General features: G+C 48.6%; 22 protein-coding genes. All 22 read left to right on the top strand.

The genetic code is table 11. The features are described from left to right. Positions 1-21 precede the first annotated feature (21 nt). Positions 22-606, top strand: coding sequence for a flagellar hook capping FlgD N-terminal domain-containing protein (locus ACESSO_RS00815; RefSeq protein ID WP_373163142.1), 585 nt, complete (start codon positions 22-24; stop codon positions 604-606). After that, positions 603-992 (top strand): TIGR02530 family flagellar biosynthesis protein, encoded by a 390-nt coding sequence (locus ACESSO_RS00810; RefSeq protein WP_373163141.1) that lies wholly within the window; start codon positions 603-605, stop codon positions 990-992. Before ACESSO_RS00815 ends, ACESSO_RS00810 begins: the two co-directional genes overlap by 4 nt. A 92-nt stretch (positions 993-1,084) precedes the next feature. After that, on the top strand, positions 1,085-2,182 hold the full coding sequence (locus ACESSO_RS00805) for a flagellar hook-basal body complex protein (RefSeq protein ID WP_373163140.1): 1,098 nt from the start codon (positions 1,085-1,087) through the stop codon (positions 2,180-2,182). Between the two features lie 153 nt (positions 2,183-2,335). Further along, positions 2,336-2,509, top strand: coding sequence for a flagellar FlbD family protein (locus tag ACESSO_RS00800; RefSeq protein ID WP_373163139.1), 174 nt, complete (start codon positions 2,336-2,338; stop codon positions 2,507-2,509). Between the two features lie 68 nt (positions 2,510-2,577). Further along, a complete protein-coding gene (locus ACESSO_RS00795) occupies positions 2,578-3,414 on the top strand; it encodes a motility protein A (protein WP_373163138.1) in 837 nt (278 codons plus the stop codon). Between the two features lie 39 nt (positions 3,415-3,453). Continuing rightward, on the top strand, positions 3,454-4,227 hold the full coding sequence (locus ACESSO_RS00790; RefSeq protein ID WP_373163137.1) for a flagellar motor protein MotB: 774 nt from the start codon (positions 3,454-3,456) through the stop codon (positions 4,225-4,227). 27 nt (positions 4,228-4,254) lie between these two features. Then, on the top strand, positions 4,255-5,286 hold the full coding sequence (locus ACESSO_RS00785; RefSeq protein WP_373163136.1) for a flagellar motor switch protein FliM: 1,032 nt from the start codon (positions 4,255-4,257) through the stop codon (positions 5,284-5,286). Positions 5,287-5,288: 2 nt separating this feature from the next. Continuing rightward, the gene (gene fliY / locus ACESSO_RS00780) at positions 5,289-6,668 is read left to right on the top strand and encodes a flagellar motor switch phosphatase FliY (RefSeq protein WP_373163135.1); all 1,380 of its coding nucleotides are present in this window, start codon (positions 5,289-5,291) and stop codon (positions 6,666-6,668) included. Positions 6,669-6,722: 54 nt separating this feature from the next. Then, positions 6,723-7,088 carry a response regulator gene (locus ACESSO_RS00775; protein ID WP_297275120.1) on the top strand — a complete coding sequence of 122 codons (366 nt, stop codon included), beginning with the start codon at positions 6,723-6,725 and terminating at the stop codon, positions 7,086-7,088. 4 nt (positions 7,089-7,092) lie between these two features. Next, positions 7,093-7,452 carry a flagellar biosynthetic protein FliO gene (fliO, locus tag ACESSO_RS00770; RefSeq protein WP_373163134.1) on the top strand — a complete coding sequence of 120 codons (360 nt, stop codon included), beginning with the start codon at positions 7,093-7,095 and terminating at the stop codon, positions 7,450-7,452. A gap of 15 nt (positions 7,453-7,467) precedes the next feature. Continuing rightward, positions 7,468-8,133: a flagellar type III secretion system pore protein FliP gene (fliP, locus tag ACESSO_RS00765; protein WP_373163133.1), complete on the top strand. Its 666-nt coding sequence runs from the start codon at positions 7,468-7,470 to the stop codon at positions 8,131-8,133. 21 nt (positions 8,134-8,154) lie between these two features. Further along, positions 8,155-8,415: a flagellar biosynthesis protein FliQ gene (gene fliQ, locus ACESSO_RS00760; protein ID WP_373163132.1), complete on the top strand. Its 261-nt coding sequence runs from the start codon at positions 8,155-8,157 to the stop codon at positions 8,413-8,415. 22 nt (positions 8,416-8,437) lie between these two features. After that, complete coding sequence (locus ACESSO_RS00755; RefSeq protein ID WP_373163131.1) at positions 8,438-9,214, top strand: flagellar biosynthetic protein FliR; 777 nt, start codon at positions 8,438-8,440, stop codon at positions 9,212-9,214. A 25-nt stretch (positions 9,215-9,239) separates the two neighbouring features. Then, the gene (flhB, locus tag ACESSO_RS00750; RefSeq protein WP_373163129.1) at positions 9,240-10,316 is read left to right on the top strand and encodes a flagellar biosynthesis protein FlhB; all 1,077 of its coding nucleotides are present in this window, start codon (positions 9,240-9,242) and stop codon (positions 10,314-10,316) included. A gap of 30 nt (positions 10,317-10,346) precedes the next feature. Beyond that, on the top strand, positions 10,347-12,422 hold the full coding sequence (gene flhA, locus ACESSO_RS00745; RefSeq protein ID WP_373163128.1) for a flagellar biosynthesis protein FlhA: 2,076 nt from the start codon (positions 10,347-10,349) through the stop codon (positions 12,420-12,422). 31 nt (positions 12,423-12,453) lie between these two features. After that, on the top strand, positions 12,454-13,236 hold the full coding sequence (locus tag ACESSO_RS00740; protein WP_373163127.1) for a sigma-70 family RNA polymerase sigma factor: 783 nt from the start codon (positions 12,454-12,456) through the stop codon (positions 13,234-13,236). A 19-nt stretch (positions 13,237-13,255) separates the two neighbouring features. Further along, positions 13,256-14,011: a flagellar hook-basal body protein gene (locus ACESSO_RS00735; protein WP_373163125.1), complete on the top strand. Its 756-nt coding sequence runs from the start codon at positions 13,256-13,258 to the stop codon at positions 14,009-14,011. A 22-nt stretch (positions 14,012-14,033) separates the two neighbouring features. Next, entirely contained in the window at positions 14,034-14,753 is a 720-nt protein-coding gene (locus ACESSO_RS00730; RefSeq protein ID WP_373163123.1) for a flagellar hook-basal body protein, read from the top strand. 38 nt (positions 14,754-14,791) lie between these two features. Then, positions 14,792-15,391, top strand: coding sequence for a chemotaxis protein CheC (locus tag ACESSO_RS00725; protein WP_373163122.1), 600 nt, complete (start codon positions 14,792-14,794; stop codon positions 15,389-15,391). Further along, positions 15,388-15,867 carry a chemotaxis protein CheD gene (locus ACESSO_RS00720; protein ID WP_373163121.1) on the top strand — a complete coding sequence of 160 codons (480 nt, stop codon included), beginning with the start codon at positions 15,388-15,390 and terminating at the stop codon, positions 15,865-15,867. The genes ACESSO_RS00725 and ACESSO_RS00720 overlap by 4 nt, the downstream gene beginning before the upstream one ends. A 25-nt stretch (positions 15,868-15,892) precedes the next feature. Continuing rightward, positions 15,893-16,828 (top strand): chemotaxis protein, encoded by a 936-nt coding sequence (locus ACESSO_RS00715; RefSeq protein ID WP_373163120.1) that lies wholly within the window; start codon positions 15,893-15,895, stop codon positions 16,826-16,828. A gap of 19 nt (positions 16,829-16,847) precedes the next feature. Continuing rightward, positions 16,848-18,134 carry an EAL and HDOD domain-containing protein gene (locus tag ACESSO_RS00710; protein ID WP_373163119.1) on the top strand — a complete coding sequence of 429 codons (1,287 nt, stop codon included), beginning with the start codon at positions 16,848-16,850 and terminating at the stop codon, positions 18,132-18,134. The last annotated feature ends 36 nt before the right edge of the window (positions 18,135-18,170 follow it).

The following is an 18,170-nucleotide window of genomic DNA, read 5'->3' as shown; positions in this document are numbered from 1 at the left end:
GAAAGGAAGTGAGAAGATACAATGAGCGATTTATTTACCCCTACGATAGCTAGAACTTCCAACCAGAGTACATATGCTAGCAATTCCAATACGCAGACAACTAAGACCTCCAGTTCAGATACAGACAATAACGTCGGTTATTTGAAGGATAGCAGCGCGGATAATCTGACGCTGACAATGGAGGATTTTCTTCAGCTGATGATTGTGCAGTTCCAGAATCAGGATATTGATAATCCGGCTTCCACGAGCGATATGATGAATCAGTTGATTTCGATGTCGACGATTCAGGCTATGGCTACCATGACGGATGCGGCTACGATGTCCTATGCGGCTTCGTTGGTTGGCAAAACGGTTACGATCGGCGAATATACCAGCGCCAGCGGCTTGAAGGAAATTGTTGGCGAAGTGACAGGTACAGGAACGTATAACGGCGAGCAGGTTATTTTTGTGAATGGCAAGAAATACGCACTTAGCTCCATTATGGCAGTTGGTGAGTTGCCGCCGACAGAGGAAACACCATCGGAAGGGACTGATGGAACCGATGGGACAGACGGAACCGGTGGATCTGATACGTCGGGTTCCGGCGAGGACGGCGAGAAAATATGATTGACCGAATTAGTGGCAGCAGTTCACTTGGTCAGCAGGTGCAGCAGACGTCGCAAGTTTCAACAGGTACGTTTGGTGATCTGCTCCGGCAGCGCATGGAGCAGCTTGGCACGGCGCAGCAGACAATGCCAACCGTGGAGTTCTCCAAGCATGCACAGCAGCGCGCAGAGGAGCGGGGCATTGAAATGACCGACGATCTGATGAGCCAGCTTGCGTATTCTGTCGGTAAGGCACAGGAAAAAGGTGCCAAAAATATTTTGGTGCTGGATGCAGGACGTGCATTTATCGTGAATGTGCCGCAAAACAGAGTGATTACAGCTATTTCACAAGATGAGATGCGTGACAATGTATTTACCAATATAGACGGTGCTGTTCTTCTCAAGTAAGAAAGCAGGTCCTTTTTAGGGTGCTTTGGAAGCCTGTCCGTATGACCGGTTTCCGACTGCGCCGTATGAATTGGAAGGAGCAAATTAAACTTATGACAGGTTCTATGTACGCTGCAATTGCGGGTCTGCAGACCCACATGCAGAAAATGAATGTAATTGGCAACAATATCGCTAATGCCAATACATATGGTTTTAAGCCGGGCGTTACTTCGTTCAGCGAGTCCATGTATACTTCGATCAGCAACAGCACGGCGGGCGGCAACCAATATGGCGGTACCAACGCATCGCAGATTGGTTATGGCTCTCAGGTTGCTTCGATTGATCTGAATATGACCGGCGGCACCTATGCACCGACCGGCATCAATTCTCACCTTTATCTGGATGGTAACGGCTTCTTTATGGTTGGCCCGAAGCCGGATCCGGCGATTGGTTATGAGCCGGATCCGAACAATCTGACTCTCAAACGAGTTGGCAATTTCGGTTTGGATAAAGACGGCTATCTGGTTGATAGTAACGGCTATTGTGTTTACGGTTTTATGCCGCAGGGTAATGCGGATGGAACCATGGCTGAAAATGCCGATGGCAGTGTGAAGTGGGATACTTGCCTGCGTCCGATTCGGTTGCCAGTTACGGCGCCGGCAAGCGATACCACTACGGGTATCAAAGAAGGCGGTGCATTGTATCCCGAGATAGCGGCTGATACCAATGCGCAGGGATATCCGGCAGATATTGGCGGCACTGCTGTTGATCAAAACAAGCGTGTTAATGTGCAAAGCGTTAACTTGAGTGTCGATCAGAATGGTGTTATCACTGCAGTAACACAGGATAATGTCGCGGTTACAGTCGGTATCATTCCGATTGGCAGCGTTGTTAACCCCAATGGTCTTACAAAACTTAGTGACGGCTACTATCAGGCGGGCAATAACGCAGGCGATGTTGTTGTCGGTACCTGTGGTGGGGCTGTAACGGGTGATTTGAATAATAATACAAATGCTACAAACCCGGATCGAATCACCTTGACAGGTGCAGGCGATACGCAGATTTTGTCCGGCGGCTTGGAATCCTCCAAGACGGATATCGCAACGGAATTTGCCGATTTGATCACGACACAGCGCGGTTTTCAGGCCAATACCAAAATTATCACTGTTACAGATGAAATGTTGTCCGATTTGGTCAGCATGAAGCGGTAATTGTTCTCTTTAAAGAGTTATATTACGTAAAGACAGGCGGCCGGGGGGGCGTGTGTTACGTCCCCCCAGTCCTAAAATCTTTTGAAGTGGGGAAAGGTGAATGACATGATCCGGCTGACTAAATTGAACAGGGAACCATTTTTGCTAAACCATATGCAGATCGAGACAATTGAGATGATTCCTGAAACCAAAATCATAATGATGAATCATGATTATTACATTGTAAGGGAAACGCCGGAGGCGGTGGTTCGCCAGATTGAAAACTACACCGCAAGAGTGCGGGATATTTACCGTGAAATCACGATCTCCGATAAACGCGGAGACTGAATATAGATAGAACTGCATTCTGACAACTCGTCTTTTAGACGGATTCAGATTGGGGGACGTGTTAGAAAATGAATTTAACTTTTATTCTGGGCATTGTCGGCGGCTTTGTTCTGCTGATCTTAGGTATGTCGATTGGCGGCGATCCGGGACCGTTTGATTTTACGCAGTTGGCCAACTTTGGTGATGCTGCCAGTGTCTTTATTGTTTTGGGCGGCACCTTGGCAACCATTATTGCAGGTCATCCTGGAAAAATGTTGGCAAAATTCCCAAAGCATATTGGAATTATTTTTAACCAAAAGAAATTTAATCCAACAGAAGTGATCGACGAGGTCGTTGAATTTGCGCAGATTGCCCGTAAAAACGGCTTGTTGGCGTTGGAAGAACGCGCAAATCAACTGGAAGATCCATTTTTCCAAAAGAGTATCATGTTGATCGTAGATGGTAACGATTCGGATAAGGTACGCGATATGCTGACAAGCGATATTGAGCAGCTGAGTACGCGCCATGATGACGTTGCTTCGATGTATGAAAAGGCATCGGCTGCCGCACCGGCATTCGGTATGGTTGGTACCCTGATCGGTCTGATCAACATGCTGGTCAATATGGACCCGGAAAGTGGTTCGTCCAGCATTGGTAAAGATATGGGTACCGCGTTGATTACCACTTTCTATGGCGTTATTTTGGCAAATCTTATATTTAACCCGATTGCCAACAATTTGCGTACCCGAGATGAGGAAGAATGCCTTTGCAGACAGCTGATTGTTGAAGGCGTTATGGCAATTCAGTCCGGTGAAAATCCGAAGTTTATTCGGGAAAAGCTGGAGGGTTATCTGGAGCAGAATGCGACAGGTGGCGGCTCTGAGAAGAAAAAAGGACGCGGGGGCCGAGGAAAAGAGTCGGAATAAGAACTCAGCTTCGGTAGCAAGAGAAAGGAAGTCGCAGATGTGAAAAGACGGAGAAAGGGTGGGGGCGGAGCTAACTGGCAGGATACATATGGCGATATGGTCACGCTGCTTCTCTGCTTTTTCGTTCTGCTGTATAGTATGTCCACCATCAATGAAACCAAATGGGCAATGATTGTGCAAAGTTTTAAGCGTGAAACTGCATCGGAAACGATGGGTACTCCCGGCGAGGGAACCGGTCAGGAGAATGATGAAAAGGATTCTGACCAGATTTCGCAGCAGGACGTGACTGCGGCGCTCAATCAAATTGCAATGGCGCTCAATGAATACAGCGAAAAAAACAATCTGCAGCAGCAGATGTCAATTACACAAGGTGCGGATTATGTATTTATTACGTTCCGCGATGCAGTATTTTTTGAAGGTGACAGCTACGTGCTGTTGGATTCGGGAAAGCGTATGCTCGATGAGGTGGCAAATGCGATTGCACCGCAGAGCGACCTGATTGATGAGATGCGCGTGATGGGTCATACGTCGCAGGGCGATCCGTCAAAACCCAATAATCCTACAGTGGACCGCTTTCTTTCCTCCAACCGTGCGGCAACGGTAACGGTATATTTGCAGGAAAAAAATGTGATCGATCCGGATAAGTTGGTAAGCGTCGGATATGGTCAGTGGCGCCCGATCGCTGGCTTTGATAGCGACGCAGAGCGAGCCAAGAATCGCCGTGTGGAGATTATGATTACCGGCATGAATCCGGACAGCGCGGAAACCAGCGTGGATAAGTATTTTACGATACGCGAAGGCGGAGCCGAGTAGAGTTAAGAGTAAAAGGATTTGTTATAAATGTCTGAAGTTTTATCACAAAGTCAGATCGACGCCTTGCTTGCTGCCGCTCGAAACGGTGACATGGACGTGACAACGACCGAAAAGGATAATTCCGAGGAAAAGAAGTATCCGAAATACGATTTCTATAGCCCGAAAAAATTCACGCGGGATCGCTTGAAGATGATCAGCAGTATTTTTGAAAGCTATGTGCGGATTCTATCCTCTCGGCTGAATGCGTTGCTGCACATGTCGTGCGAGTTAGAGGTTGATTCGGTAGAAGAACAGCGGTATTTTGAATTTTCAAACGCCTTATCAGAGCGGGATGTATTAACGCTTGCAGAGGATTCGTTTGATGATACGGCGGAAAAGGAACCGATTCTCTTTCATATTACGACAGGCATCATGTTGAGTATGCTTGACCGTTTGCTTGGTGGCGACGGCGAAACCGAGGGGGAAGTGAGTTCGGACTATCAGTATACGGACATTGAATTGCGTCTGTATACGGATCTCATGAATAATTTGATTGACAGTCTGTCCAGTGCGTGGAAGAATTATATTGATATCAATTTTAAATTCCAGAGGGTTGAGGTTAATCCTACCTTGGTGCAGTTAATCGGATTGGAAGAGGCTGTCGTCATTGTTGGTATCACGATTCGTACTCCGGTGAGCAGAGGACGCTTCAGCATTGTCTTACCGGGTACCATGCTCAGTGATGTGTTCGGCTTGATGAACCGGGAAACGGCGAGCGTCCGGCAACCCAATCAACATGATAGCGAAGAGATTATGGATTACTTGCGTGGTTCAGATTTGGAGATTACAGCGGAGTTCCAGCATACCACCTTACGGATGGAGGATATATACCATCTGCATGTTGGTGATGTAATCTTTCTGGATCAGCCAAAAGATTCAAAAATCTTTTTGAATATTGGTGGAAAGCGATGGTTCGACGGCAAGATGGGTGTATTTCAAAAGAATAAAGCGGTGCGGATAGATAAAACTTACGTGCTATCCGACATGGAAAATATGCAGGATGAAGGAGAGAGGCAGTAAGAATGGGATCGAATGTATTTAGCCCAATGGCGATTGATGCGATTGGGGAAATCTTTAATATCAGTCTAGGCTCCTCCGCGACTGCGGTTTCCAATATGCTCGCACGTCGCGTTGATATCACAACGCCAACGGTGAGCGTAGTATCTGCAAAGGATTTTACGCTGGGCGATTTGCAGCCGGCTATTGGTGTAAAAATTGATTATGTAGCAGGACTCAGCGGCAGCAATATCATGCTGCTCAAGCGGAGCGATGTGCGGGCAATTGTTGATATCCTCATGGGTAGCACAACAAAAGATGAGGATTTTGAAATCAATGAGCTGAACATGAGCGCAATTTGCGAAGTCATGAATCAGATGATGGGTGCTGCGTCTACCGCAATGTCCGATTTCCTTAACAGAATGGTCAATATTTCAACGCCGCAGGCGTTTGAAATTGGCAGCTTAGAGGAATTTGTGAATAAGTATTTCCCGTCAAACGGAATTCTGGTCGTAGTTCGCTTTAAATTCAGCATTGAGGATGCGGTGGAAAGCGAATTTATGAGTGCGCTCAGTATGGACTTGGTACGAGAGTTGTTGAAAGGCTTTGGTATTGAAGGGGAGGATGTCGGCATGGAAGGCGAAGCGGCCGCAGAACAGCCGGCTGCACAGCCTGCCGCTGCAGCCGAACCGGAGACGTCCAGCAGTAGCGGCGCGCCTCTGAGTCAGGAAGAGATTGAAAAGCTGATGGCGCAGAGCTTTGCGGAAGAGCAGGCGCAGCAAAATGCAGCACCACAGCCTGCCGCACCGGCAGAACAACCTGCGCAGCCGCAGGTTGCTGCAACCCCGGCACCACAGCAGCCTGTAGCTGCAGCTCCCGCGCAGCAGCCGACAGTAGCTCCTGCGCAGCAGACACCGGTACAGCAGCCTGTAGCACAAGCCCAGCAGGCAGCGATGCAGCAGATGTCCCCGGAGATGCAGCAGCAATATGCTGCAATGCCATATCCGCCGTATGGAATGCAGATGCCGTATCCGCCTATGTACTATATGCCGCCGCAGCAACAGGCGGCTCCGGAGCCGAAAACCATTAAAACAACCAAGCCGGCTATGCCGAAATTCGAAGAACATGCAACCAACTTGAATGAAGAGCAGGAGGGCAATCTGGACCTGCTGATGTCTGTTCCGGTTGATGTTGCGGTTGAGATCGGGCGGACGCGTCGGCGTGTGAAGGATATTTTGAACTATACCAAGGGTTCTTTGGTGGTGCTGGACCGATTGGCAGGTGACAGAGCGGATCTGTATGTCAATGGTAAGTGCATTGCCAAGGGCGATATCGTCGTGGTGGATGATAACTTTGGATTGCGCATTGCCGAAATAATTGAGCCTCTTGCGTTGGAAGACCTTTAATAAGCAATAATACTTCATATATTATTTTGAAAAACGAAAAGGATGGGATGAACCATGGCAAAGATTTTGTTAGTAGATGATGCAGCATTCATGCGAATGATGGTAAAAAACACGCTTAACGAGAATGGCTATACGGATACATACGAAGCCAGCGATGGCGCGGAAGCAGTGAACAAATATGCGGAAATTCAGCCGGATCTGGTTATTATGGATATCACGATGCCCAATATGGACGGTCTTGAGGCATTGAAGGCGATTCGCAAGGCGGATCCCAATGCGTCGGTCGTCATGTGCTCCGCAATGGGTCAGGAGGCAATGGTTATCGAAGCCATCAAATCTGGTGCAAAGGACTTTATTGTAAAGCCGTTTAAGCCGGACCGCATCATCAAGACGGTGAGCTCTATCGTAGGACAGCCGTAAAAGGATGAACTGGCTTTCCTTAATTGGCATGTGCCTGTGCGTTGCGGTGATTTTATATCTGGCGTATTGGTTTACACGCCGCATCTCCATGGGCAATCTTGGCGGGACCATGACATCGGGCGGTCACATGCGCCTCTACGATCGACTTCCGTTGGGACAAAACAAAGCGGTGGTCGTGGCACGTGTCGGGCTGCGTTGGCTTGTGCTTGGTGTTTCAGATGATCAAATTACGTTGCTCACCGAGTTGTCAGAGGAAGAATCGCGTATCTGGAGACAGACAAAACAGGTGAGCAGCGAAGCTGCTGCGCCGAAGTTTTCTGATATTATTTCGGATGTGCTGCGCAAAAAAAATGACAGGAAGTAGGAAGGAGAGTGTTTCATGCCGGATAGCCTGATCAATGTAAACGGCGACAGTGTACAAACACTGGAAATACTTTTCCTGACTACTGTCATTGCGTTGCTGCCGTCCATGCTAATCATGATGACCTCGTTTACGCGAATCATCATTTCGCTTTCCTTTTTGCGTACGGCAATGGGAACGCAGCAGAATCCGCCCAATATGGTACTAATCGGTATTGCATTGTTTCTGACACTGTTCATCATGAATCCAGTGCTGACGCAGATCCAGCAGACGGCATATGAGCCGTACACAAGGCAGGAAATCACGCAGGAGGAAGCAATTGATCGAGCATCGGTTCCTTTGAAGGAGTTCATGCTGCGGAATACAGAGAGTTCGTCGCTGACCTTGTTCTGTGACTTGGCCGGTGTGGACGAGCCAGCAACGGATGAGGCGGCCATGGAGCTTTCCATGCGCGTCATTATTCCGTCTTATATGACCAGCGAATTGAAAGCGGCATTTCAGATCGGCTTTTTCCTGTATATTCCGTTTATGCTGATTGATATTGTGGTTTCTTCGACCCTGATGAGTATGGGTATGATTATGTTGCCACCGGCAATGATATCTATGCCGTTTAAACTTTTGCTGTTTATTACAGTGGATGGCTGGCAGCTTTTGTTCTCTACGCTGGCGCAGGGCTTCCGATAGCATGTGGGAGGAGGTTGAGCGTTGGATCAGAACCAAATTATCGATATTCTACGGGAGGGGATATGGGTTGCGCTCAAAATTGGCGGACCGATGCTGATTGCCAGTATGGCGGTTGGTGTTCTGGTGGCAATTTTTCAGGCGGCAACACAGATTCACGAACAAACGCTGTCTTTTATTCCAAAGCTTTTGTTAATCATTGCATTTCTCCTCCTTGCGGGCCCATGGATGCTCGATACAGTGCAGGATTTTACCAGGATGATATTCACCCAAATGATTGCTTAGAAGGAAGGGGACAGCGAACGCGATGATTGATGATGCACAACTGACGCTGTTCCTTTTTATCCTCATGCGCATGACCGGGTTTATGGTATTTAATCCGCTGCTGGGAGGCCGATCTGGTGTCCCGGGTTTGGTGAAAGCAGGGGCAAGCCTGATGCTTGCCGTGGCGGTATATTCCTTAACGGATCTGCCGTTACCGACTGTGCCGACAACGGTGGTTGAGTTTGCCGTCCGCTCGCTGCTCGAACTTGCTTTAGGTTATTTGGTTGCTGTATTGGTCCACTTCTTTTTTTATGTGGTTCTACAGGCCGGCCAGATGATTGATGCGCAGATGGGCATGAATATGTCAGAAACTTATGACCCTTCGATGGGGACCAATGTCTCCATGACGGGTACGCTGCTCAATATCATGATGGCGCTGCTGTTCTTCGTTGCGGGTGGTCATATTACCTTGTTGCGTATTCTGCTTAACTCCGGACAGGTAATTCCTTATGGGGCCGTCTCGTTTGGCACGTCAGCATCCACCTATGTGCTGGAGATGTTTGCATCCTGTGCCGTTCTGGCAATGAAGTTGTGTTTACCGATTCTTGCGGCTGAACTGATTGGCCAGTTGGGAATGGGTATTTTGATGAAAGTGATTCCTCAAATCAATGTTTTCGCAATCAATTTTGAGCTGAAAATTATTTTGGGATTAGCTATGGTGATCCTGCTTTTGCCGCTCATGGGCGAATTTGTCCTTGGACTGGAAAAACAGATGCTGGTCGCTATTGAGCAGGCTGTGAAAGTGGTTGCGGGAGGTTAGGTAGGCCAAAAGGGGGGAACCAAGCATGCCGGGCGGAGCGGACGAAAAAACAGAAAAAGCCACACCAAAAAGGCGACGTGACGAGCGAAAAAAAGGTAACGTCATGATGAGTCAGGATGTCGTGGCGGTGGCAACGCTGTTTGCAAGCTATGCTGCGCTGCGGTTTGGACTCTCATTGATGGTGGATGCAATGACTGGAATCGTCCGTTATTGCATTGGTTTGGTTGGCAGCGTACCGACCGGCGGCGCGAGCGCCATTGGGACTGAACTGAGCACCAAATCGATTATGGCGTTGGCGCAGTCGGTTGCTATTCCGTTGCTGGCCACGGTTCTGGCGGCTGTGGTTGCGACCTTTGCGCAAACCAGGCTGCTGGTTTCTTTTGAATCCATGAAGCCGAAATTCAGCCGTCTGAATCCGTTGCAGGGCATTAAACGGCTATTTTCATTAAAAAGCATTATTGAATCGCTCAAGGGTGTACTGAAGATCACGATCCTTCTGATTTTGATCTATAAGTTTGTCAGCGGATCGCTTCTGATTTTTTCGCGCTATATGAGCAGCGATATCGGCGTTGCGTTGACCTCGATGCGCGACTTAGGCTTTAAGCTGATTTTAGAGGTTGGCGTCGCATTTCTGGTTCTTTCTTTCTTCGATTATTTATATCAATGGTGGGAATTTGAGCGTCAGCTCAAAATGTCCAAGCAGGAAATCAAGGAAGAGTATAAACAGACCGAAGGTGATCCGAAAATCAAGGGCAAAATCAAGGAAGCGCAGCGCAAAATGGCGCAGTCCCGCATGATGCAGGCTGTTCCGGGCGCGGATGTCGTCATCCGTAACCCGACCCACTTTGCGGTCGCGCTCAGATATAAGCCGGGGCAGGATGCCGCGCCGGTCGTGGTGGCCAAGGGTCAGGACGAGTTGGCGCTGCGTATTGTCGCAGTGGCAGAGGAAAATGGCGTGTCTGTGGTGGAAAACAGGCCGCTGGCGCGTGCATTGTATGCAGCTGTAGAGATTGGACAGTTAATTCCGGCCGAACAATATGGTCCGGTTGCTGAAATTTTAGTTTATGTTTACAAGCTTAATAAGCGGAGCTTTCCGCAATAATTTTGAAACTGGTATAGAAATGGTGGAGTTATGAAACGACTTTTTGACAACGTGATATCGGTGTTTGTCGTGGTCATCGTGCTGTTCCTGTTGATCCCTCTTCCGCCGTTTCTGTTGGACGTATTTTTTATCATCAATATCTCTCTGGCGCTGATTATTCTGTTGATTACCATGAATATTCACGAGCCGCTGGAGTTTTCGATTTTCCCATCGCTGCTGTTGATTACCACGTTGTTCCGATTGGGACTGAACGTATCTTCGACTCGTCTCATTCTTTCCAATGGCGGCGAGGCAGGACAGGTTATCAAGGTATTCGGTGAATTTGTTATTCAAGGCAATGTGGTCATCGGTGTCATCATCTTCTTGATTATCGTTTTGATGCAGTTCATCGTTATCACAAAGGGCGCGGAGCGCGTTGCTGAGGTAGCAGCCCGCTTTACACTCGATTCCATGCCCGGCAAGCAGATGGCCATTGACGCGGATTTGTCGTCCGGCCTGATCAATGAGCAGGAAGCCAAGGTTAGACGATATAAGGTACAGCGTGAAGCGGACTTTTACGGCGCAATGGACGGTGCTACCAAGATCGTCAAGGGCGACGCGATCATGTCTATCATCATCACGTCGATAAACTTTATCGCAGGTTCCATCATCGGTATCGTTCAGTCCGGTATGGAGCTGAGCGAGGTACTGAGCGTTTATTCGATTGCAACAATCGGTGACGGTCTGGTTTCCCAGCTGCCGGCACTGATGATTTCGACGGCGACCGGTATGATTGTCACCCGTGCGGTTTCCGAGGGCAGCTTGAATAACGACGTTATCAAGCAGTTCCTTGCGCAGCCGCAGTCCCTGATGATCGCCGGTTTGATTCTGGCCGTATTTGCGATTTTTCCCGGCACGCCCCATATTCAGCTGATTCTGATTGCTGCGGCGCTGATTCTTATCAGCCGTCGTGTGTCGCATCAAATGGAGGCGCTGCAGAAAGAGAAGGAAGCACTGCCTGCTGCGCAGGAGGCCGCCCGAAAACAGGCGGAAGCGCAGCAAAGCGAAATGGACTACTACAAGGACGTTAACAATATTTATTCGCTGATTAACGTCGAGCCGATAGAGATGGAATTTGGCTACAGCCTGATTCCGTTGGTGGATGAGTCACGCGGCGGTAAGCTCATCAGCCGAATCGTCATTTTCCGCCGGCAGTATGCGCAGGACATGGGCTTTGTCGTGCCGTCCATCCGACTGCGCGACGCCTCGATGCTGGGCACCAACCAATATGTCATCAAGATTAAGGGCGAAGAAGTGGCACGTGGTGAAATCCTGCTGGATTATTACCTTGCTCTGGAACCTGCCAATCCGGCGGGTGAGATTGATGGCATTGAGACTATTGAACCTGCGTATGGCATTCCTTCCCGGTGGATTTTGCCGGAAAACAAGGAAATGGCCGAGATTTATGGTTATACAGTCATCGATCCGTTGTCTGTTATGCTGACGCACCTGTCTGAAACGGTGAAAAAGCATACCTATGAATTGCTCAATCGTGCAGAGACCATTCAGCTGGTGGAAAACCTCAAGCGCTCGGCGCCGCAGTTGGTGGAAGAAGCCTTCCCCAATGTGGTATCCTACGCTATGCTTGAGAAAATCCTCTGCAATCTGCTGAAGGAAGGCATTCCGATTAAGGATATGGGTACGATTGTAGAGACCACGGTCGACGCATTGGCGATCACCCATGATGTCGACCTGATTACAGAGAGTGTGCGTGCGCAGCTCAAGCGAACCATTACGCATCGCTTCTGCGAGGACGGCCGACTCAGCGTCATTACGCTGGATGCGGAGGTGGAAAAAAAGATTGTTGCCAGCCTGACCAAAAACGATCAGGGCGTATATCTTGCACTGGGACCGGATTTGATGCAGAAACTGCTGTCGCAGCTTAACGAGCATATTAAAAAATTCTCGGAGCTGTCGCAAAAGCCGATTTTGCTCACCAGCCATATCATCCGCATCTATTTAAGCCGACTGCTCGAGCAATTCTATCCGGACCTTACCGTACTGTCCTTTAATGAGGTAATTACGAGCGTACAGATACAGGCACTGGGCAACATCACACTTTCGTAACGATATGATTTGAAGTGAGGAGGGAAACGCCTTGGAATCACAAGAGAGATGGGAGAGTATGACGAATGAGGCGCTTCTCACAGAATATAAGCAGAGCGGAGATCAAGAACTAAAAAAAATCCTCGTGATGCGGTATTCCTATCTTGTAAAAAATGTAGCATTAAAGCTGCGAGGGGTTTATTTAAGCTTCGCGCAGGTCGATGATATGATTAACGAGGGAATTATCCTGCTGATGGGTGCGCTGGATAAATTTGACTTAAGCCAAAATGTCAAGTTTGAAACCTATGTTTCCAAACGGCTGCGCGGCATGATTATCGACTTAGCCCGTCGTCAGGATTGGCTGCCTCGTTCGGTTCGGAAGCGTATGCGTGAGATTGATACAGCGAACAGCGAATTATTCACTCAACTTGGACGTGTGCCGACCGATAAGGAGATTGCAGAGCACATGGGCCTGAGCGAGACACGCTATCAGGAGGAACTGGCTAAGACCGCACTGTGTAACGTGTTGTCGCTTGATATGCTTCTGGACGAACGGGACTCGGATGTGCCGGCCAAGCATTTGCCGCAGTCCGATGTTGATGCACAGCCTGAGGAGAATTATCAGAAAAAAGAGCTGTATGCAGAACTGAAGCGCAGTATCAGTGAGTTGCGTGAAAAGGAACAACTGGTCTTGTCCCTGTATTATCAGAAATCCTTTCAGATGAAGGAAATTGCGCAGGTGCTCGGCGTAAGCGAACCGCGTGTATCACAGATACATTCCAATGCGATCCGCAAATTGCGAATCTCAATGCAAAAATATATATACGGTACATAAAGCAGAGGAGATTGAGGATATGTTTAAAGGGTTCTATGATTTAAGTTCCGCTATGCTGACACAGACCAGAAATCTGGATGTTGTGGGCAATAATATGAGTAATACGGCGACGGTGGGCTATAAGGCTGACCGGTATGCAGACACGACTTTTGATGAAGTGATGCGCAGTCAGATTGGCAACAAGCAAAAGAATCCGCAGGAGCTTGGCACGACAACCAGCTACATCACCGCATTGGATGAGGTATACACCGACCATTCTCAGGGGGCTTTGCAATCCACGGGACTACCCTTGGATTTCGGCCTGGAAGGGAATGGCTATTTTGCCATTCAGACAGATGCAGGACGGGTATATACCCGTAACGGGTCGTTTATGTTGGACGATCAGGGGTATCTGGCTTTGGCCGGACAAGGTCGAGTTCTCGGACGCAACGGGCAGCAGATTTATCTGGGAACGGATAAAATCAATGCTTCGGCCGACGGAACCATTTCCACAGAGGCCGGTCAGGTTTTGGGCCAGCTTGGCATTTTTACCTTTGCTGATCCGGCGCAGGATCTGCAGAAGACAGGCGAGGGCATGTTTACCGCAACCGGGCAGCCGCAGCTGGCGACTGATACGGTGGTGCATCATAAGATGATTGAGCGCGCCAATACGGATCTGGTGCAGCAAATGACGGAAATGATCACTTGTCAGCGTGCGCTGCAAAGTGCGTCGCAGCTGAGCAAGATGTATGATCAGATCATGTCCAAAACAGCGACCGAGTTGGGCCGCGTATAATGGGGGAAAGGAGTCAATCCAGATGAACCAATCTTTCTACGCTGCGGCTGTTTCAGCATCACAGCAGCAGCAAAGGCTGAATGTTACGGCGAACAATCTGGCCAACGTTAATACGGTTGGTTTTAAATCGGAACAAGCCAATTTTTCCGATTTGTTGTATCGCAATTGGACTGGGCCGGATAACGCGCAGCTTCCTCGCGGTTCGGGCAGCCGGATGATCCAAACGACGACCGATTTTGCGGAGGGTGCATTGATGGCCCGGCAGGGCGGTCAGAATTATGCCATTAACGGCAGCGGTTTTTTTGCGCTGCGTAATCCGCAAACGGGGGAAATCAGTTATACCCGCGCGGGTAATTTCCATTGGGGCAGTGTCGTACAAGGTGGGCAGGAAACCTTTTATCTTTGCGATCCTGATGGTTATTATGTGCTGGACCAAAACCAACAGCCCATTGCTTTGGGGCAGGATGCGGAAGGCGATTATCCGGTTGGCGTATTTGATTTTGCCAACACGGATAATATGCAGCATCTGGGCAGCAACCGTTTTGCGCCGGTAGCGAAGAACGGGCCGGTGATGCCGGGAACGGGCATGGCGATCCACGGTATGCTGGAAGCGTCTAATTCGGATGTCGGCACGGAATTTGCAAAAGTGATTGAGGCTCAGCGTTCATTCTCTTATGCGCTGAAGATGGTTCAGACACAGGATGAAATCGAGTCTACAATCAATGGCTTGCGAAACGGTTAAAGGAAGTGTGGTAGTTAGTGTTAAAAAAATATGAGGAGATGAATTCCCTACAAATCGATGCGCTGCGTGAAATCGGCAGCATTGGTACAGGAAACGCTGCTACGGCGCTGTCGAGCATGTTGGGAATTGAAGTGCGCATTCCGCTGCCGGAGGTTCAAATTCTGGAATTTAACGCTGCGGTGGAAAAGCTGGGCGGATTTGAAACCATTGCCGCAGGAATCATTTCTGATTTACGCGGTGAGATCAACGGTCTGATGCTGGCTTTGTTTCAGCTGGATGCAATCAATCTGCTGCTTGGGCGAACCTTGGGCAAACAAATCAAAGATTACAGCGAATTGACGGAAATCGAAAATTCCGCTGTCATTGAGATTGGAAATATCTTGATTTCTTCATTTATCAATGCGTTGTCCGGACTGTCAGGCGTCCGTATTACACCTTCTGTCCCGCAGTTGTCAATTGACATGCAGGGGGCAATTATTACAGTGCCAATGGCGGCATATGGAAACCAGTCGGATTATATTATGCTGATTGGAGGAAGCTTTTTGGTGGAAGGAAAAGAGGTGCCGTGCAGGTTGCTGCTCGCACCCGATGTGCGGTCCCTGAACTATCTGTTGAATAAATTGGGGATATGTGAATGAATAAGCTGACTATTGGCATTGCAGATATGAAGATGGCCAGAAACGAAGGGGTGTTAATCACCTATGCGCTGGGGTCGTGCATCGGCATCTGTCTTTACGATCCCTTCATTCGTTTGGGTGCACTCGTACATATCATGCTGCCGATTAATATGGAGACAAATCGGACTTCTCCGCTGAAGTATGCAGACACAGGCATCCGCCTGACGTTAAGCAAAATGGAGCAGATGGGAGCACGGCGCGCCCGTATTGTGGCAAAGATTGCGGGCGGCGCAAAAATGTTTGATGTTGCCGGCAATGGCAGCCTGGGTAATATCGGGCAGCGCAACATCGACAGTGTGCATCATGTGCTGCAGCAGGAGCGTATCCGGCTCTTGCGGGAGGATGTTGGCGGATCGACCGCGCGCACCCTTTTGTTTGACGTTGCAACAGGAGAGGGCTGTATTAAAATATATGGCAAGGCGGAGCGTATTCTTTGATAGCGATTGAGAAGGAGTGAGAGAAATGCAGGCAAATGAACGCGGTAAAATATTGCTCGAATCCGGTACGAATGAGATCGAGATCATGCAATTCACGATTGATGATAACTTGTATGGCATCAATGTGGCGAAGGTAAGGGAGATCATGATGAGTGCGCCCGTCAAGCCGATGCCACATGCCCATCCTGCGGTAGAAGGTATCTTCAAGCCTCGTGATATTGTTCTGACCGTAGTAGATCTGCCGTATTATCTGACAGGAAAGCGGTCTGAGCCGGATCCGAAGCATCTGTTTATCGTAACCAATTTCAATAAAATGTACATTGCATTTCGCGTGCATACGGTGGTGGGTATCAGCCGTATTTCGTGGACTGCAATTCAAAAGCCGGATAAGACCATTTCCGGTGGAGAAGAAGGCGTGGCGACCGGCATCGCGCAGTGCGATGATCAGTTGGTCACTGTGTTGGATTTTGAGAAAATTGTGGCGGAGATTGCACCAGAAACGACCATTCAGATGCGTGAGATCGAGAAAATGGGCAACCGTGCGAGCCGGGATTGTCCTATCTTGATCGCGGAGGATTCAATTTTGCTCTCCCGTATGATTCAGCAAGCGCTCAATAAGGCAGGATATACGAATTTAATAATGTTTTCCAATGGACAGGAGCTGTGGGACTATATTAAGCCGTTGGCGGAGGATCCAAAAACTCTGCTGCAGAAAGCAGCGATGGTAATTACGGATATCGAAATGCCGAGCATGGATGGACACCGCCTTACTAAGCTGATTAAGTCGGATAATGTGCTGAAACAGGTGCCGGTTATTATCTTCTCTTCGCTTGTCACTGAGGAAATGCGAATTAAAGGAAAGCAGCTTGGTGCAGATGAGCAGTTGTCCAAACCGGAAATCGGTCATTTGGTAGATGTTATGGATGGGCTGCTGGAGCGTCGAGGCAGTAACACGAATTGAGAAAACGGGGGCGGCAACCATGGAAAGAAGCAGATTCATCGTAAGACAGGCCATTAAGGATGCGGATAATCGTATCCTTGGATATGAAATCAAATATTCTGGCAGCGAGGCATATGGCGGAGAAAATGGAAACGATATTTCAGCGGCAGAAACGATTTATAATTTCCTGATGCAGAATTCAGAAAAGGCACTTCGTGATTCCTGCAGCTTTATGACGTTTACCAGTTCTTTGCTGGCAAAACGAACGCCACATCTGTTTAAAAGCAAGGACCTTGTGATTCAGATTGACGATAGCGTGATCATTCATCCGTTTGCCATGCATTTGGTGCAGCAGTATGTCAAAGAAGGCTATGAAATCGCGGCAAATGATTTTCAGTTTATGCCAAGATATCTTGCTTTAATGGAGTATCTGGCTTATATTAAAATTGATTTGAGCCAGATGAGTCAGGCATCGGCAGAAAATATCATGCGGGTAGCGCACAGCATGCACAAAAAAGTGATTGCTACCGGTATTGACACGCAGGAACTGCGTGATATGGCGATCAGTCTGGGTGTTTATGGCATGCAGGGTACATATGTTGCCGACCAGATGGCCAATAAAGTACATCAGAGTAGCTATTTGCGCAGCAATTTCTTTCGTCTGGTGGTTGCGGTCACAAGAGAAGAGCCAGATATTCATGAGATTGAGCAGATTGTATCGACCGATGTTACCTTGTCGTACAGCTTGTTGAAAATTGCTAACTCTGCGTATTTTGCGCGCAGAACACAGACCACTTCCATTCAGCAGGCTATTGTGACGCTTGGCTTAAGTCAGATCAAGCGTTGGGTTTATCTGTTGAGCGCCGGGGATCAGGACGAAGCGCACTTGAGCGATTCCGAGGAGTTTATCAAGATATCCTTTATGCGAGCAAGTTTTGCAAGCGAACTGCAAAAATATGTTAAGAAACCTGTGCTGACGCGCTCTGAGGCATATCTGCTGGGTATGTTCTCGACATTGGAGTATTTGATTGATGCGCCGATGGAAGAGATTATTGCAGATATCCCGATGGTGGATGAATTGAGAAATGCTTTGCTCCATCATGAAGGACAGGGCGGCCTGCTGCTGGATCTGGTCATCAGCTATGAAAAGGCTGATTGGAAGAAAATCACCGAAGATGCGGAAGTGCTTGGCATTCCGTCTGCTCAGCTTTCGACCATTTATTTCAACTGCATGGAAGAAGTTAACCGAATTTGGGAGCAGATGTTGAATCCATCCCCGGCGGCTAAGCCGGAGGTTGTGGAGGAACAGCCCACAGAACAGAAGTAAGAGCGGGAAACATTGTAAGATGATTCCAGTGACAAC

This window comes from Agathobaculum sp. Marseille-P7918, from assembly GCF_964248325.1.
Classification (GTDB): Bacteria; Bacillota; Clostridia; order Oscillospirales; family Butyricicoccaceae; genus Agathobaculum.
The sequence above is the reverse complement of the archived record's forward strand: the minus strand, read 5'-3'. Positions and strand labels throughout refer to the sequence as shown.

Coding starts and splice junctions, on each gene's coding strand:
- flhA (WP_373163128.1), top strand. CDS start 10,347: ATGAAACGACTTTTTGACAACGTGATATCGGTGTTTGTCGTGGTCATC.
- ACESSO_RS00715 (WP_373163120.1), top strand. CDS start 15,893: ATGCAGGCAAATGAACGCGGTAAAATATTGCTCGAATCCGGTACGAAT.
- fliY (WP_373163135.1), top strand. CDS start 5,289: ATGGGATCGAATGTATTTAGCCCAATGGCGATTGATGCGATTGGGGAA.
- ACESSO_RS00775 (WP_297275120.1), top strand. CDS start 6,723: ATGGCAAAGATTTTGTTAGTAGATGATGCAGCATTCATGCGAATGATG.
- ACESSO_RS00785 (WP_373163136.1), top strand. CDS start 4,255: ATGTCTGAAGTTTTATCACAAAGTCAGATCGACGCCTTGCTTGCTGCC.
- ACESSO_RS00815 (WP_373163142.1), top strand. CDS start 22: ATGAGCGATTTATTTACCCCTACGATAGCTAGAACTTCCAACCAGAGT.
- ACESSO_RS00735 (WP_373163125.1), top strand. CDS start 13,256: ATGTTTAAAGGGTTCTATGATTTAAGTTCCGCTATGCTGACACAGACC.
- flhB (WP_373163129.1), top strand. CDS start 9,240: ATGCCGGGCGGAGCGGACGAAAAAACAGAAAAAGCCACACCAAAAAGG.
- fliP (WP_373163133.1), top strand. CDS start 7,468: ATGCCGGATAGCCTGATCAATGTAAACGGCGACAGTGTACAAACACTG.
- ACESSO_RS00730 (WP_373163123.1), top strand. CDS start 14,034: ATGAACCAATCTTTCTACGCTGCGGCTGTTTCAGCATCACAGCAGCAG.
- ACESSO_RS00725 (WP_373163122.1), top strand. CDS start 14,792: ATGAATTCCCTACAAATCGATGCGCTGCGTGAAATCGGCAGCATTGGT.
- ACESSO_RS00810 (WP_373163141.1), top strand. CDS start 603: ATGATTGACCGAATTAGTGGCAGCAGTTCACTTGGTCAGCAGGTGCAG.
- ACESSO_RS00805 (WP_373163140.1), top strand. CDS start 1,085: ATGACAGGTTCTATGTACGCTGCAATTGCGGGTCTGCAGACCCACATG.
- ACESSO_RS00795 (WP_373163138.1), top strand. CDS start 2,578: ATGAATTTAACTTTTATTCTGGGCATTGTCGGCGGCTTTGTTCTGCTG.
- ACESSO_RS00710 (WP_373163119.1), top strand. CDS start 16,848: ATGGAAAGAAGCAGATTCATCGTAAGACAGGCCATTAAGGATGCGGAT.
- ACESSO_RS00720 (WP_373163121.1), top strand. CDS start 15,388: ATGAATAAGCTGACTATTGGCATTGCAGATATGAAGATGGCCAGAAAC.
- fliO (WP_373163134.1), top strand. CDS start 7,093: ATGAACTGGCTTTCCTTAATTGGCATGTGCCTGTGCGTTGCGGTGATT.
- ACESSO_RS00755 (WP_373163131.1), top strand. CDS start 8,438: ATGATTGATGATGCACAACTGACGCTGTTCCTTTTTATCCTCATGCGC.
- ACESSO_RS00800 (WP_373163139.1), top strand. CDS start 2,336: ATGCAGATCGAGACAATTGAGATGATTCCTGAAACCAAAATCATAATG.